Annotated in this window: 14 protein-coding genes; 10 read left to right on the forward strand and 4 right to left on the reverse strand. The window is 65.1% G+C overall.

From position 1 onward, the window contains the following. Positions 1 to 32 precede the first annotated feature (32 nt). The 4 genes from bamA (at position 33) to rpmE (ending at position 4,343) form a co-directional block, all read left to right on the forward strand. Positions 33 to 2,723, forward strand: a complete 2,691-nt coding sequence (gene bamA / locus FFS18_RS11875) for an outer membrane protein assembly factor BamA (protein WP_120216909.1) — start codon at positions 33 to 35, stop codon at positions 2,721 to 2,723. Then, positions 2,723 to 3,415, forward strand: coding sequence for an OmpH/Skp family outer membrane protein (locus FFS18_RS11880; protein ID WP_120216908.1), 693 nt, complete (start codon positions 2,723 to 2,725; stop codon positions 3,413 to 3,415). The genes bamA and FFS18_RS11880 overlap by 1 nt, the downstream gene beginning before the upstream one ends. A 4-nt stretch (positions 3,416 to 3,419) precedes the next feature. Beyond that, positions 3,420 to 3,899, forward strand: a complete 480-nt coding sequence (gene fabZ, locus FFS18_RS11885; RefSeq protein ID WP_120216907.1) for a 3-hydroxyacyl-ACP dehydratase FabZ — start codon at positions 3,420 to 3,422, stop codon at positions 3,897 to 3,899. Between the two features lie 216 nt (positions 3,900 to 4,115). Next, a complete protein-coding gene (gene rpmE / locus FFS18_RS11890) occupies positions 4,116 to 4,343 on the forward strand; it encodes a 50S ribosomal protein L31 (RefSeq protein ID WP_120216905.1) in 228 nt (75 codons plus the stop codon). 83 nt (positions 4,344 to 4,426) lie between these two features. Here the strand turns inward: rpmE and FFS18_RS11895 are convergent, their stop codons facing one another. Both FFS18_RS11895 and FFS18_RS11900 read right to left on the reverse strand, forming a co-directional pair. Next, positions 4,427 to 5,899 carry a glycerol kinase gene (locus tag FFS18_RS11895; protein WP_137871001.1) on the reverse strand — a complete coding sequence of 491 codons (1,473 nt, stop codon included), beginning with the start codon at positions 5,897 to 5,899 and terminating at the stop codon, positions 4,427 to 4,429. Positions 5,900 to 5,965: 66 nt separating this feature from the next. Further along, the gene (locus FFS18_RS11900; protein ID WP_137871002.1) at positions 5,966 to 6,832 is read right to left on the reverse strand and encodes an MBL fold metallo-hydrolase; all 867 of its coding nucleotides are present in this window, start codon (positions 6,830 to 6,832) and stop codon (positions 5,966 to 5,968) included. A gap of 64 nt (positions 6,833 to 6,896) precedes the next feature. On the opposite strand from FFS18_RS11900, the gene FFS18_RS11905 reads away from it, so the two are divergent. From FFS18_RS11905 to FFS18_RS11930, 6 genes are all read left to right on the forward strand, one after another. Further along, positions 6,897 to 7,226, forward strand: a complete 330-nt coding sequence (locus FFS18_RS11905; RefSeq protein WP_120216899.1) for an ArsR/SmtB family transcription factor — start codon at positions 6,897 to 6,899, stop codon at positions 7,224 to 7,226. Further along, positions 7,226 to 7,759, forward strand: a complete 534-nt coding sequence (locus FFS18_RS11910) for a rhodanese family protein (protein ID WP_137871003.1) — start codon at positions 7,226 to 7,228, stop codon at positions 7,757 to 7,759. Before FFS18_RS11905 ends, FFS18_RS11910 begins: the two co-directional genes overlap by 1 nt. A 45-nt stretch (positions 7,760 to 7,804) precedes the next feature. Then, positions 7,805 to 8,584, forward strand: coding sequence for a sulfite exporter TauE/SafE family protein (locus tag FFS18_RS11915; RefSeq protein ID WP_249340385.1), 780 nt, complete (start codon positions 7,805 to 7,807; stop codon positions 8,582 to 8,584). A gap of 234 nt (positions 8,585 to 8,818) precedes the next feature. Continuing rightward, a complete protein-coding gene (locus FFS18_RS11920) occupies positions 8,819 to 10,198 on the forward strand; it encodes a DEAD/DEAH box helicase (RefSeq protein ID WP_137871004.1) in 1,380 nt (459 codons plus the stop codon). 121 nt (positions 10,199 to 10,319) lie between these two features. Further along, complete coding sequence (locus tag FFS18_RS11925) at positions 10,320 to 11,984, forward strand: MFS transporter (protein WP_137871005.1); 1,665 nt, start codon at positions 10,320 to 10,322, stop codon at positions 11,982 to 11,984. A gap of 59 nt (positions 11,985 to 12,043) precedes the next feature. Continuing rightward, positions 12,044 to 13,084 carry an alpha/beta fold hydrolase gene (locus FFS18_RS11930; protein WP_249340386.1) on the forward strand — a complete coding sequence of 347 codons (1,041 nt, stop codon included), beginning with the start codon at positions 12,044 to 12,046 and terminating at the stop codon, positions 13,082 to 13,084. Here FFS18_RS11930 and FFS18_RS11935 read toward each other — a convergent pair. Together FFS18_RS11935 and FFS18_RS11940 are read right to left on the reverse strand one after the other, a co-directional pair. Continuing rightward, positions 13,035 to 13,790 carry an alpha/beta fold hydrolase gene (locus FFS18_RS11935; RefSeq protein ID WP_137871006.1) on the reverse strand — a complete coding sequence of 252 codons (756 nt, stop codon included), beginning with the start codon at positions 13,788 to 13,790 and terminating at the stop codon, positions 13,035 to 13,037. The two genes, FFS18_RS11930 and FFS18_RS11935, sit on opposite strands and share 50 nt — an antisense overlap. 48 nt (positions 13,791 to 13,838) lie before the next feature. After that, entirely contained in the window at positions 13,839 to 14,078 is a 240-nt protein-coding gene (locus FFS18_RS11940) for a hypothetical protein (protein WP_120216892.1), read from the reverse strand. Positions 14,079 to 14,246: the final 168 nt, after the last annotated feature.

The following is a 14,246-nucleotide window of genomic DNA, read 5'->3' on the forward strand; positions in this document are numbered from 1 at the left end:
CGGGCTTGGCGCTTTTGAGTTATTTTTTCGGGATGAACAGCGTGGCTTCACACAAATTCTCGGCGCGGACACAGCTGTCGGCCCTCCTTTTGGCAGGAACGATGCTCGGAGCGCCGGTGATGGCGCAGGAGGTCGCGCCGCCGACCGTCCCAGCGCCCGTTCCCGAAGCGGCGCCCGCCGCGACCACGGTCCAGTCGATCACCATCGTCGGCAACCAGCGGCTCGAGGCGCAGACAATCCTGTCGTACCTTCGCCTGCGCGTCGGTCAGCGTTATGACCGGTCGATCCTTGACCAGGCCTTGAAGGACCTTGCCGCGACCGAGCTGTTCAAGGATTTCCAGATCACCGACAACAATGGTGCGCTGACGATCGAGGTCACCGAAAACCCGGTGATCAACCGCGTCATCCTGGAAGGCAACAAGCGCCTGAAGGAAGACAAGATCCGCCCCGAGATCAAGCTCGCGCCGCGCCAGATCTTCACCCGCTCAAAGGTCCGCGCCGACGTCGCGCGCATCATCGAACTCTACAAGCGGCAGGGCCGCTTCGCCGCGACCGTCGAGCCCAAGATGGTGTCGCTCGACCAGAACCGCGTCGACGTCGTGTTCGAAATCAACGAAGGGCCGAAGTCGAAGGTTCGCCAGATCAGCATCATCGGCAACGAAAAGTTCAGCGACGGTGACCTGAAGGACGAGATGGCGACCAAGGAGTCGGGACTGCTGACGATCCTGTCGTCGAACACCAGCTACGACCCCGATCGCCTGGCCTATGACCAGCAGAAGCTGCGTCTGTTCTACCTGCAGAACGGCTATGCCGATTTCCGCGTCATTTCGGCGGTCGCCGAGCTGACCAGCAACAAGCAGGACTTCATCATCACCTATGTGGTCGAGGAAGGCGAACGCTACAAATTCGGCGACGTCGATGTGAAGAGCGAATTGCGCGATTTCCAGCCCGAGATGCTGAAGACGCTGCTGCCGATGAAAACGGGCGACTGGTATGATGCCAAGCTGGTCGAGGACACGGTCGAAAGCCTGAGCGAAACCGCCGGTCTGTTCGGCTATGCCTTTGCCGACATCAATCCCGAATTCCGCCGCGACGCCGAAACGCGGACGATGCAGATCACCTTCAACGTGGCCGAAAGCCCGCGTACCTATGTGGAGCGCATCGACGTCAACGGCAACACGCTGACCCACGACAAGGTCGTGCGCCGCGAATTCCGTTTGAACGAAGGTGACGCCTTCAACAGCTTCGGCATCAAGCGTACCGAAAACCGCATCAACAGTCTGGGTTATTTCCAGGAAAATCTCGAGATCGAGCGCAAGGAGGGCAGCGCCCCCGACCGCATCATCCTGGAAACCAATGTCGAGGAAAAGCCGACCGGCGAATTGTCGCTGTCCGCGGGTTTCTCGTCGATCGAGAATTTCCTGCTCCAGGCGTCGATCCGCCAGCGCAACTTCCGCGGCCTCGGCCAGCAGTTGCAGGCTTCGGTCAACTATTCGAGCTATTCGAAGTCGGTGGAGCTCGGCTTTACCGAACCCTATCTGTTCGACCGCAATATCTCGGTCGGCGGCAGCATCTATCGCCGCGATTTGAACTCGTTCAACTTCATCAACAATGATCGCCAGACGACGTTCCAGCAGGTGACCACCGGGTTCCAGCTCAACGCCGGCGTGCCGCTCACCGAATTCATGTCCTTCTTCGGACGTTACAGCCTGAATTATGACGATGTGACGCTCGACCGCGGCATCTATTTCTTCGGCAACCAGTGCGACCCGCTCGTCGCCGGGCGCTATCTGTGCGACGCGATCGGCAAGCGCACGACCTCGCTCATCGGTTACACGCTCGCCTATGACGACCGCGACAATCGCATCCGTCCGACGCGCGGCCAGTCGCTGTCCTTGAGCCAGGATTTCGCGGGCCTTGGCGGCAGCGTCAAATATGTCCGCACCCGCGCCAATGCGTCGAAGCACTTCAACCTGGGTAGCCGTTTCGTCCTCAACGTGTCGGCCGAGGGCGGCTATATCTATCCCTTCGGCAGCGCCCCGACCCCGGGCAGCGACAAGGTGCGCCTGACCGACCGCTTCTTCCTCGGCGAACCGCAGATGCGCGGTTTCGACATTCGCGGCGTCGGCCCCCGCGTGATCCGCTATTCGGTCGACAATACCGACCCCGCCAATCCGATCGTGATCACCGAGGGCGACCGCGACCGGGGTCAGATCGACGACGCGCTCGGCGGCCGCGCTTATTATCAGGGCCGCCTGGAACTCGACATCCCGCTCGGCACCGGGGCCAAGGAACTGGGGCTGCGGCCGTCGATCTTCCTCGACGTCGGTTCGGTGTTCAGCGTGAAACGACCGACGCTGACCACGCTCGCCAATTTCCGCGAAACCAACCCCGCCGCGCCGGGCTTTGGCCTGATCAAGTCGCTGTGCCGCAACGCGACGACGGGAACCAGCCAGTTCGCCGATGAAACGACGACGACGCCGCCGGGCGGCGTGCCGACGGGCACCGGCCAATATACCAGCTGTCCGACCGGCTTCTCGCGCCTCGATCCGTTCGAGGAACGCTTCTTTGGCGACAGCTGGATGCCGCGCGTTGCGATCGGCGCCGGGGTCAACTGGAACTCCCCCTTCGGTCCCTTCCGGATCGACTTCGCTTACGCCCTTCGCAAAGAAGAGGGCGATGATACCAAACGCTTCTCATTCAACGTAGGAACCCAATTCTAATGAAGAAAATTCTTGTCGCCTCGGCGCTGGCCATCGCCACGCTGTCGGTTTCGCCGATCGTTTCCGCACCTGCGATCGCGCAGGCAAAGGGCGTCGGCGTCGCCGACGTTCGCGTCGCCGCCGCGCGCTCGAACGCCTTTACCGTCGCATCGCAGCAGATCGAAACCACCTACAAGGCCCAGATCGATCAGCAGCAGTCGCGCGGCCAGACCCTGCAGGCCGAAATCAACGTCCTGATCGCCAAATATAATGAAGAGGCGAAAAAGACCCCGCAGAACCAGGCCGCGCTGCAAGCCGCCGGCAAGGCCGTTCAGGACAAGCGCCAGGCGGCGCAGGCCGAACTCGGGCAGATCGGCGCGCCGATCGAACTCGCGATCGCCTATGTCGAAGACCAGATCAGCATTCGCATGAACGAAGCGATCCGCGCCGCAATGGTCGCGAAAAAGATCGACCTGCTGCTCAACCCCGATGCGGTGCTGGCGCGCGAAAACAATGTCGACATCACCGACGCGGTCGTGACCGAACTCAACCGCATCCTGCCGACCGTCTCGACCGCGGTTCCCGCCGGTTACCAGCCGGGCCAGCTGGTCCAGCAGCGCAACCAGCAGCTGATGGACGCCGCTCGTGCCGCGCAGCCGGGTGCCACGCCCGCCGCACCGGCGCCGACCGGCACCGCGCCGACGACGCGTTAATATCGTGTCCGACGGGGATAAAGCAGCAGGGGCGATCGGGGCGGCGGACGTCCGCCGGATCCTGACGCTGCTGCCGCATCGTTATCCGATGCTGCTCGTCGACCGGGTGGTTTCGATCGTGCCCGACACGTCGATCCACGCGGTCAAGGCGGTGACGATGAACGAGCCCTTTTTCCAGGGCCATTTCCCCGGTCGGCCGATCATGCCGGGCGTATTGATCGTCGAGGCGCTGGCGCAGGCCGCCGGCGTCCTCGCGATCGAATCGATGGGCCTCGCCGGGACCGGCAAGCTCGTCTATTTCATGGCGATCGACGGGGCGAAGTTCCGGAAGCCGGTCGAACCCGGCTGCCTGCTCGACCTGCACGCCACGATCATCCAGGCCAAGCGCAGCGTCTGCCGTTTCGAGGGCAAGGCGATGCTCGACGGCGTCCTGGCGGCCGAGTGCCAGTTCACCGCGATGATCGCCGACCCGCCGAGCGACTAAGCCAACACGCCTTCTCGTCATCCCGGCGAAGGCCGGGATCTCACCCGCGCATCCTTACGCCCCGGCCGGATCCCGGCCTTCGCCGGGATGACGGAAGGGCGACCCGCAAGCCCACTTGCGGAATTGGGATTTCGCCACTAAAGGCCGCACCTTCGCGTTTCCGGACGCACAGACTCACGCTGCTGGTCGGTAACCAGCGGCACAGGAGCTTAAGACATGAAAAAAGACATTCACCCCGACTATCACATGATCACGGTCAAGATGACCGATGGCACCGAATATCAGACGCGCTCGACCTGGGGCAAAGAGGGCGACACCATGACGCTCGAAATCGATCCCACCGCGCATCCGGCCTGGACCGGCGGCACCGGACGCCTGCTCGATGCGGGTGGCCAGGTTGCGAAGTTCAACAAGCGTTTCGGCGGTCTGTCGCTCAAGCGTTGATGGCCGTCGCCCCCGCGAAGGCGGGGGCCGCTATCGACATAGCGCAAGGCCGACTGCGGCCCCCGCCTTCGCGGGGACGGCAATCAGCCCAAAATCTTTGCAAGCGCGCTTTGCCACCCGGCAAGGCGCGTTTTGCGTTTTTCGGCAGCCAGCGCAGGGGTGAAGCGCGTCGTCGTACCGCGCATCGCTTTCGCCGCGCTCGCCAGATCGGTAAAAAGCCCCGCGCCCGTCGCCGCGAGCATCGCGGCGCCCAAAGCCGTGCTTTCGACAAAATCGGGCCGTTCGACGGTCAGGTCCAGCATATCGGCTAGGTCCTGCGCCATCCAGTCGTTCGCCGCCATTCCGCCGTCGATGCGCAGGTCCGCCCAATCGACCCCATCGGCGGCAAATGCCGATTTCAGGTCGTGCGCCTGATACGCCTGCGCCTCCAATGCAGCGCGCGCGACATGCGCCTTGGTGCTGGCAAAGCTGAGGCCCGATATCGCCGCGAGCGCATCGGGCCGCCAATGCGGCGCACCAAGCCCGGTGAGGGCAGGGACCAGATAGACCCCGCCATTGTCCGCGACCGACCGCGCCAGTCCCTCGCTCTCTCCCGCGCTGGCGAGCAGCCCCAGCCCGTCGCGCAGCCATTTGATCAGGCTGCCGGCGACGAACACTGATCCCTCCAATGCGTAGGAGCGCACGTCGCCTTCCTGCACCAGCACCGTCGCGAGCAGGCGATTGGTCGAATGCGGGCGGACGGTGCCGCTTGCCGACAGGATGAAGGCGCCGGTGCCAAAGGTCGCCTTGGTCTGACCCGGCGCAAGGCACGCCTGGCCGATCGTCGCCGCCTGCTGGTCGCCCGCCATGCCGCAGATCGGGATCGCGCCGCCGAACAGCTCGGGATCGGTCGCGCCGACGCTGGTCGTGCAGCCGGTGATTTCGGGCAGTAGCGACAACGGGACACCAAGCAGATCGCAAAGCCCCGCATCCCAACCGCCCGCGCCATTGATGTTCATGAGCAAGGTGCGCGACGCATTGCTCGCATCGCTCACGTGCACCCCGCCGGTCAGGCGATAGACGAGATAGGATTCGATCGTCCCGACCGCGAGCCGGTCGCCCGCGTCGTGCAGCTGCGGCCAATGCTTCAGCGCCCAGCCGATCTTGCTCCCCGAAAAATAGGGATCGAGCAGCAGGCCGGTCGTCTCCTGCACCGCAGCCTCGTGCCCCGCATTCTTCAGCGCCGCGCAATCGTCGGCGGTGCGGCGGTCCTGCCACACGATCGCGGGCGCCAGTGGCTCGCCAGTGGCGCGGTCCCAGAACACCACCGTTTCGCGCTGATTGGTAATCCCGATCGCGGCGACCCGGTCGGCACCCCCGGCCTTCTTGATCATCGCGCGGGTGCAGGCGAGCGTGGCCTCCCAGATTTCGGCGGCATCATGTTCGACCAGCCCGGGGCCGGGATAATGCTGCCGAAACTCGCGCTGCGCGCTGCCCAGCGGGGTGCCGTCGGCGGCGAAAAGCATCGTCCGGGTCGAGGTCGTCCCCTCGTCGATTACGATGATCTTGTCCGCCATGATGCTCTCCCGCTTTGGCCGCAACCTTGCCGCAGCGCCGCAGGCGACTCAAGAGCGAGGCGCGAGTCAGATCGTGTCGAGCGGGATGCGCAGATAGCGTCGCCCGTCGGGGTCGGGCGGCGGCAGTTCCCCGGCGCGGATATTGACCTGCAACGACGGCAGGATCAGCTGCGGCGCGGCCAGTCCCTTGTCGCGCGCGCTGCGCATCGCGACGAAATCGGCCTCGCTGACCCCGTCATGGACATGGATGTTCGCCGCGCGCTGCTCGGCGACGGTTGATTCCCATTCGGGTTCGCCGCGGTCCCTGGTCGGATAGTCGTGGCATGTGAAAATGCGTGTTTCGGCGGGCAGCGCGAAAATCTTGCGGATCGACCGATAAAGCGTCGCCGCGTCGCCCCCCGGAAAGTCGGCGCGCGCCGTACCATAGTCGGGCTGGAACAGCGTATCGCCGACGAAGGCCGCGTCACCGATCCTATAGGTCACGCACGCCGGCGTATGTCCCGGCGTGTGGATCACGCCGATCGTCAGCTCGCCGAGCGGCAAGCTGTCGCCTTCGTCGACCAGCCGCGAAAAGGCGCTGCCGTCGGGAACGACGTCGCTGGCGGCGAACAGCGGCGCGAAGATGCGCTGTACGTCTCCGATATGGCGGCCGATGACGATCGGGGCGCCGGTGCGTTCGTGAATGTGATGCGCCGCGGTCAGATGGTCGGCATGGGCGTGCGTTTCGAGTATCCACGCCAGGTGCAGCCCGCGCGCTTCGATCGCGGCCAGCAGGCGGTCGGCGGCGGCGGTCGAGGTTCGCCCGTCGCGCTGACTGAAACCCAGCACCGGGTCGATGATCGCGGCACGGCCGCTCTGCGGATCGGCGACGATATAGCTGATCGTATTCGTGTCTTCGTCGAAATAGCCGGTGACGTCGGGGGCGGGGGTCATGGCGAGTCTCCTTTGTCCATATATTAGGTCTTGCTAAATTAGAATCAACTAATATATTGGCGCCATGTTCGACCTGACCCGTTTTGACCTCAGCCTCTTCGAAGCCAGCGCTGGCCGCGCCGCGACGTTGCTGCGTCTGCTCGCCAACGAAAAAAGGCTGATGATCCTTTGCCAGCTGGCCGATGGCGAATTGGCCGTCGGCGATATCCAGTCGCGCGTCGGCCTGTCGCAATCGGCGCTGTCGCAGCACCTCGCGCTGCTTCGCGCCGAGGGCATCGTCGCAACGCGCCGCGAAGGGCAGGCGATTTTTTACCGGCTCGACGATCCTGCCGCGATGCGGGTGATCGAGACGCTCGCCGAACTTTTCTGCCCCCCTGAAATGAGGACGTCCTGATGCCCGCAACACTCACCAGCCTCGCTCCGGCGGAGGTTCGTGCCCGCATGACCGGACGCGGCGCGGTCCTGGTCGATATTCGCGAAGCCGACGAATTTGCGCGGTCGCACATTGCGGGCGCGGTGTCGCAGCCGCTCTCCGGCTGGGAGCAGGCGCATCTCGCGATCGACCCCGCCGCTGACGTCATCTTCACCTGCCGCTCGGGAATGCGGACGGCGGGGGCGTGCGACCGGCTCGCCGCGCGCGTGACCGGCGAGGCGTTCGTGCTCGAGGGCGGGCTTGACGGCTGGCAGCGCGCAGGCTTTCCGGTGGCGACCGATCGCTCCGCGCCGCTCGAAATCATGCGGCAGGTCCAGATCGCTGCGGGTATGCTGATCCTGATCGGTGCCTTGCTCGGCACCCTGGTCGCCCCCGCCTGGTTCGGCCTGTCGGCTTTTGTCGGCGCCGGGTTGCTGTTTGCCGGCCTTAGCGGCTTTTGCGGCATGGCGCGGCTACTGATGCTGGCGCCGTGGAACCGGCAACGGGCGACCTGACATGCGCGCCGCCCGGACTTTCCTGACCGCGTTGGATCGCCGCCTGTGGCGGCCGCGCCGACAAAGCTGATGGAAGCGCTGCTGCTTGCGCTGCTCGGCGGATTGCTCGTCGGGTTGCTGCTGACGCTGTTCGGGGGCGGCGGGTCGGTGCTGGCGACGCCATGGCTGATCTATGTCGTCGGGGTTGCCGACACCCATGCCGCGATCGCGACGTCGGCGGCGGCCGTCGCCGTCAACGCCGCGACGGGGTTGTTGGCGCAAGCAAAGGCAGGCCGCGTGAAATGGCCCTGCGCGTCGGTGTTCGCCGTTGCCGGGCTGCTCGGATCGGTGCTGGGCGCGCGGCTCGCGATGACGATCGACGGCGATCAGCTGATCCGCGCCTTTGGCGCCGCGATGATCGCGATTGCCCTGTCCATGCTGATCCCCCGCAAGAGCGAAGGCAATCCGGGGGTGCGCCTGACGCCGATCATGGTGTGGAGACTGGCGCCCGTGGGCCTGGCCGCGGGCCTCGCGGCGGGATTTTTCGGGATCGGCGGCGGCTTTCTGATCGCGCCGGGGCTGATGGCGGCGACGGGCATGACGCTGGCCAACGCGTCGGCTTCATCGCTGGTGTCGGTGACCTTGTTCGGCAGCGCGACCAGCGCGACCTATGCCGTGCATGGTCAGCTCATATGGTCGCTGTTCGCCGCGCTCGTGATCGGCGGCGCGCTTGGCACCCTCGCCGCGATGCCGATCCTGCGCCGCATCGAAGCGCACGCGCGCATCCTTCGTCTTGCGTTCGCGCTGCTGGTGATCGCCGTCGGTCTGTTTATCATTTTTGGCTAGCATCTTGCCAATCGGGCCTTTTCATGCCATATATTGTGCAGCGCAGCATGGCGGGCCTATCCGCCGCAACCACCGGCAGCGTGATTTCCCGCCCATTTTCAGGCGCGGGCGAGCCGGACCAGCGCTTTGTCCCCAGAGGCACCCTTTCACGCGGGTCGTTTCGAACCCGCGGCCCGTGCGCCGTCCGTTCGATCCGAACGGATGTGCCTGCGCGTCGCCCTATGTGAGTATTTTATGACGACTTTTAATGACTTTGGCCTGCACGCCGACATCAATCGCGCGCTTGCCGCCAAGGATTATTCCGTCCCGACCCCGATCCAGACGCAGGCGATCCCGCCGTTGATGAAGGGCCGCGACCTGTGCGGTATCGCGCAGACCGGTACCGGCAAGACCGCGGGCTTTTCCTTGCCCTCGATCCATCACCTGATCACCTATCCGCACAAGACCAACCCGCGCAGTTGCCGCATGCTCGTGCTGGCGCCGACGCGCGAACTCGCCGCGCAGATTGCGCAAAGCTGCCGCGACTATGGCCGCTTTACCAAGCTGCGCGTCACCACCGTGTTCGGCGGCGTGCCGATCAACAAGCAGATCCGCGAGCTGTCGCAAGGGGTCGAAATCCTTGTCGCCACGCCGGGCCGCCTGCTCGACCTGATCGACCAGCGTGCGCTGCGCCTCGACGATGTCGAAATCTTCGTCCTCGATGAAGCCGACCAGATGATGGACATGGGCTTCATCCATTCGCTGCGCCGCATCGCCAAGCTGCTGCCGTCGCGCCGCCAGAACCTGTTCTTCTCGGCGACGATGCCGAAGGAAATCGCGCATCTCGCCGAGCAGTTCCTTGAGGATCCGGTGACGGTTTCGGTGACGCCTGCCGCGACCACCGTCGAAAAGATCAGCCAATATGCGACCTTCGTCGAACAGAAGGAAAAGCAAGCGTTGCTCCATGCGGTGATCGCGAGCGAAGATATCGACCGCGCACTGATATTTACCCGCACCAAGCATGGCGCCGACCGCGTCGTGCGCCATCTGGCCGGCGCGGGGATCAAGGCGATGGCGATCCATGGCAACAAGAGCCAGTCGCAGCGCACCCATGCGCTGCAGGCGTTCCGCTCGGGCGACATCAAGCTGCTCGTCGCGACCGACATCGCCGCGCGCGGCATCGACGTGTCGGGCGTGTCGCACGTCATCAACTTCGAAATCCCGAACGTCCCCGAACAATATGTCCACCGCATCGGCCGCACCGCACGCGCCGGGGCAGAGGGCAAGGCGATCAGCTTCATTGCGCCCGATGAGCGGCCCTATATGCGCGACATCGAGCGCGTTACCCGGTCGAAGTCCGAACCGATGCCGCTGCCCGAGAACTTCAACGAACTGGTGCGCAACCTGCCCAAGCCGGTCGCGCCGCCGCGCGACACCGGCAGCCAGGGGCGTGACCCCAATCGCCAGCGCCAGGAGGCCAATCGCGGCCGCGGCGGTGCCAAGCCGCAGGGCGAACGCGGCCTGCGCCGCGACGGCGCCGCGGGCGAAGGCGCCGAAGGCCAGCGCAAGCGCCGCTTCCGCCCGCGCAACAAAAGCGTCGGCGCACATAAGGGTGCAGTGAAGCGCGTCGGCTGACGCATCGAACAATATTCTCTTTCTCCGTTTGTGCTGAGCTTGTCGAAGCACCGTTCTTTCCTTTAGCGTGGCTGAAAGAAGAACGGCCCTTCGACAGGCTCAGGGCGAACGGGGGAAGAGAATGACCGAGCAATTCGCTACGCCCATCGACACCCGCCAGAGCGAGCGCAAGGTCATCCTCGCCTCGTCGCTCGGCACCGTGTTCGAATGGTATGATTTCTACCTCTACGGCCTGCTGGCGACGGTCATTTCGGCGCAATTCTTCTCGGGCGTCAACGAAACCACCGGCTTCATCTTCGCGCTCGGCGCCTTCGCCGCGGGCTTTGCCGTAAGACCCTTTGGGGCGATCGTATTCGGGCGCATCGGCGACCTCGTCGGGCGCAAGAACACCTTTCTCGTCACCATGGGCCTGATGGGCGTGTCGACCTTCCTTGTCGGCGTGCTGCCCAGCTACGCGGCGATCGGCGTCGCCGCGCCGATCCTGCTCGTGCTGCTCCGCCTCGTCCAAGGGCTTGCGCTTGGCGGCGAATATGGCGGCGCCGCGACCTATGTCGCCGAACATGCGCCCGAGGGCAAACGCGGCCTGTTCACCAGCTTCATCCAGACCACCGCAACGCTTGGCCTGTTCGCGGCGCTCGGCGTCGTCATCGTCATCCGCTCGGTAATGGGCGAAGCGGCGTTTGCCGACTGGGGCTGGCGAATACCTTTCCTGATCTCGGTGATCCTGCTCGGCGTGTCGTTGTGGATCCGCCTCCAGCTCGAGGAAAGCCCGGTCTTCAGGCAGATGAAGGCAGAGGGCACGACGTCGAAGGCGCCGCTGACCGAAGCGTTCGGGCGCTGGGCGAACCTCAAATGGGTGCTCGTCGCGCTGTTCGGGGCGGTCGCGGGGCAGGCGGTCGTCTGGTACTCGGGGCAATTTTACGCGCTCTTCTTCCTCGAAAAGACGCTGAAGGTCGATGGCGCAACCGCGAACATCCTGATCGCCATCGCGCTCGCGCTCGGCACGCCCTTCTTCATCTTCTTCGGCTGGCTCAGCGACAAGGTCGGGCGCAAGCCGATCATCCTCGCGGGCTGCGCGCTCGCGGCGCTCACTTACTTTCCCGCGTTTCAGATGCTGACCAGCGCCGCCAACCCGGCGATGGCGAAGGCGCAGCAGAATGCCGCGGTGATCATGGCCGCCGACCCCGGCGCCTGCTCGTTCCAATTCGACCCGATTGGGCGCAACAAGTTCGAGGGCAGCGGCTGCGACATCATCAAGTCGACGCTGGCCAAGGCGGGTGCGACCTACACGGCGTTCACGCGCGAACGCATGACGGGCGATCCCGCGCGCGTCCGCATCGGCTCGCGCGTCCTCGCCGCGCCCGATCCCTGGCGCCTTGCCGAAGAGGATCGCGCGGGAGCGATCGCGGCCTTCCGCTCGGACCTCGAACGGGCGCTGACTGACGCGGGTTACCCTGCCAAGGCCGATCCGGCGGCGATCAACAAGCCGCTCGTTGTTGCCATCCTCTTCTACCTCGTGCTGCTCGTGACGATGGTTTACGGCCCGATCGCGGCGCTGCTGGTCGAGCTCTTCCCCAGCCGCATTCGCTACACCGCCATGTCGCTGCCCTATCATATCGGCAATGGCTGGTTCGGCGGCTTCCTGCCGACTACGGCGTTCGCGATGGTCGCCGCGACGGGCAACATCTATTACGGCCTGTGGTATCCGGTCGTCGTTGCCGCGCTGACCGTCGTCATCGGGCTGTTGTTCCTGCCCGAAACCTTTCGCCGTCCGATCCACGAATAGCGTGCATTGACGCGGCGCGTCGGCGCGCTAGGTTCGCCCCGCCTTGAGGGGGGCGTGACATGATGATCGACGACGACGAATTTGACCCGCCGCTGCCGCGGCGCCCGTTGTTCCGGCGCAAGCGGGTGCTCATCCCGCTTGGCCTGCTCGTCGCGATTCTCGCGCTCTTCTTCGCGCTGCGCACCTCCGATACCGACCGCGACGCGATGATCGCCAAATATGGCGGGCCGAACGCGACCTTTGTCGCGGGGCCCGCCGGCCAGCGCATCCATTACCGCGACCAGGGCAAACGTGATGCCCCCGCGATCATCCTGCTTCACGGCTCGAACAGCAGCCTGCATACGTGGGAACCGCTGGTGCAGCGGCTGGGCGCCGACTATCGCATCGTGACGCTCGACCTGCCCGGGCATGGGCTGACCGGCGGGACGCCTGACAAGGACTATGGCGCCGACGGCATGGCGGCGGCGGTCGATGTCGTCGCGGCCAAGCTCGGACTCGATCGCTTCATTCTCGGCGGCAATTCGATGGGCGGCTGGGTGTCGTGGCGTTATGCGCTGGCGCAACCGGAACGAGTCGATGCGTTGCTCCTGCTCGACGCCGCGGGGATGCCGCTCCGCAAGGGCGAAAAGGCGCCCGAATCCAATATCGGCTTTCGCATCCTTAAATATCCTGCCGGACGCTGGCTCGCGACGCAGATCACGCCGCGCACGCTGGTCGAACAGTCGCTGCGCGGTTCGGTCGCGAAGCAGGCGATCGTCGATGAAGCGATGATCGACCGCTATTGGGAACTGCTGCGCTTTCCGGGCAATCGCGAGGCGACGGTGCTGCGCGCGAGGCTGGACCGCGAGCCCGCGATGGCGGCGCAGGTCGGGCAGATCAAGGCGCCGACATTGATCCTGTTCGGTGACAAAGACCGCTTGATCAACCCCAGCGCCGCGCAGACCTTTCACGAACGGATCGCGGGGTCGGAGGTCGTCCTGCTCAAGGATATCGGTCATTTGCCGATGGATGAAGACCCCGATGCGACCGCTGCGGCGATCGCCGACTTCCTTAAGCGGCGGCTTGCCGCGCCGTCGCCGGCTGCTCCAGAAACGCGCTGATCCGCGCCGCGATGGCGGCGGCGTGGGTAAAGGGGAACAGGTGCGATCCCGGCACCACCTCCAGCACAGCGCCGTCGATCAGGCTGGCGAGCATCTGACCATAACAGGCGGGCATCACGCCGTCGCGCTCGCCGGTTAGCACCAGTGTCGGCACCTTCTTCAGCCCCGGCAGAAACGCCGCGCTGCTCCACCCCGCCATGGCGGCGGTCTGATACGCGATGCCGAGCGGCGTCGCGGTCTGGATCTTCAGCCCGCTCGCCAACATGTCGTCGTCGAACAGCGCGGTCCAGCCGATACCCGGGGCACCCATCACGGGCGTCGTCGCCATCAACACCAGGCGGCGAACGCGCCCCGGGAACTGGATCGCGATCTGCTGCGCCAGCGCGCCGCCCCAGCTGAACCCGGCGATATCGAGCATTTTGTGACCCAGCCGCTCGGCGATCTCCATCACCACCGCGGCGATCGTCGATGCGCCATAGGGCAGCAGCGCGTCGGGCGAGCCGCCGACGCCGGGCATGTCGAGCGTCCACACCTCGCGCCCGTGCATCTGCGCCAGCAGCGGCGCAGCGGCGGCGATGTCCGCGCCGATACCGTTCAGAAACAACAGCGGCGTGCCGCCGACATCGGCCCGCCAGCGCGCCACGCGCAGCGTCAGGCCATAGACATGTTCGGTGCTGATGGCCGGGCGGCCGCTGATCCTGCTCATGGCACCGGGCTTGGCATATCGCGATGACATCCGAAAGGCCGCAGGCGCTTATTCCGCCTGTTTTGCCTTCGCCGCCGCCTGTTCATAGCGCAGGCAGTCGAAAATCTTTGCGCCCGCCAGAAACACAGCGCCGCTGCACGCGACCAGCAACAGCTGGCCGCCGATGCCGGGATATTCATGGAGATAGGCGCTGCCGCGCGCCATGGCGCCCACCGCCAGCGCATAGATGATCAGGCACGCTTCAAAGCGGGTCTTGATGACGAACAGACGTCCGATTTTTTTCAACATCGCAGTTTACCCAGCAAGAGCCATGCCACTGGCGCAAAAGCGGGATTTGTCGCCCCGAGCTTATGGTAAACTGTAAGTTAATCCGACAGCAGAGGGAAGAGCCGACGTGGCGACGAGCGTCGACTATGGGGTGGGGGCGGGCGGAGCCGATCCTCCCCGGAACGGGGA

This window comes from Sphingopyxis sp. 2PD, from assembly GCF_005503695.1.
Classification (GTDB): Bacteria; Pseudomonadota; Alphaproteobacteria; order Sphingomonadales; family Sphingomonadaceae; genus Sphingopyxis.

Excerpts from the sequence above, each read along its gene's own strand:
- FFS18_RS11905 (WP_120216899.1), top strand. The coding sequence starts at position 6,897 with ATGTTCGACCTGACCCGTTTTGACCTCAGCCTCTTCGAAGCCAGCGCT.
- FFS18_RS11925 (WP_137871005.1), top strand. The coding sequence starts at position 10,320 with ATGACCGAGCAATTCGCTACGCCCATCGACACCCGCCAGAGCGAGCGC.
- FFS18_RS11940 (WP_120216892.1), bottom strand. The coding sequence starts at position 14,078 with ATGTTGAAAAAAATCGGACGTCTGTTCGTCATCAAGACCCGCTTTGAA.
- FFS18_RS11935 (WP_137871006.1), bottom strand. The coding sequence starts at position 13,790 with ATGAGCAGGATCAGCGGCCGCCCGGCCATCAGCACCGAACATGTCTAT.
- bamA (WP_120216909.1), top strand. The coding sequence starts at position 33 with ATGAACAGCGTGGCTTCACACAAATTCTCGGCGCGGACACAGCTGTCG.
- FFS18_RS11930 (WP_249340386.1), top strand. The coding sequence starts at position 12,044 with ATGATGATCGACGACGACGAATTTGACCCGCCGCTGCCGCGGCGCCCG.
- rpmE (WP_120216905.1), top strand. The coding sequence starts at position 4,116 with ATGAAAAAAGACATTCACCCCGACTATCACATGATCACGGTCAAGATG.
- FFS18_RS11880 (WP_120216908.1), top strand. The coding sequence starts at position 2,723 with ATGAAGAAAATTCTTGTCGCCTCGGCGCTGGCCATCGCCACGCTGTCG.
- FFS18_RS11900 (WP_137871002.1), bottom strand. The coding sequence starts at position 6,832 with ATGACCCCCGCCCCCGACGTCACCGGCTATTTCGACGAAGACACGAAT.
- FFS18_RS11910 (WP_137871003.1), top strand. The coding sequence starts at position 7,226 with ATGCCCGCAACACTCACCAGCCTCGCTCCGGCGGAGGTTCGTGCCCGC.
- FFS18_RS11920 (WP_137871004.1), top strand. The coding sequence starts at position 8,819 with ATGACGACTTTTAATGACTTTGGCCTGCACGCCGACATCAATCGCGCG.
- FFS18_RS11895 (WP_137871001.1), bottom strand. The coding sequence starts at position 5,899 with ATGGCGGACAAGATCATCGTAATCGACGAGGGGACGACCTCGACCCGG.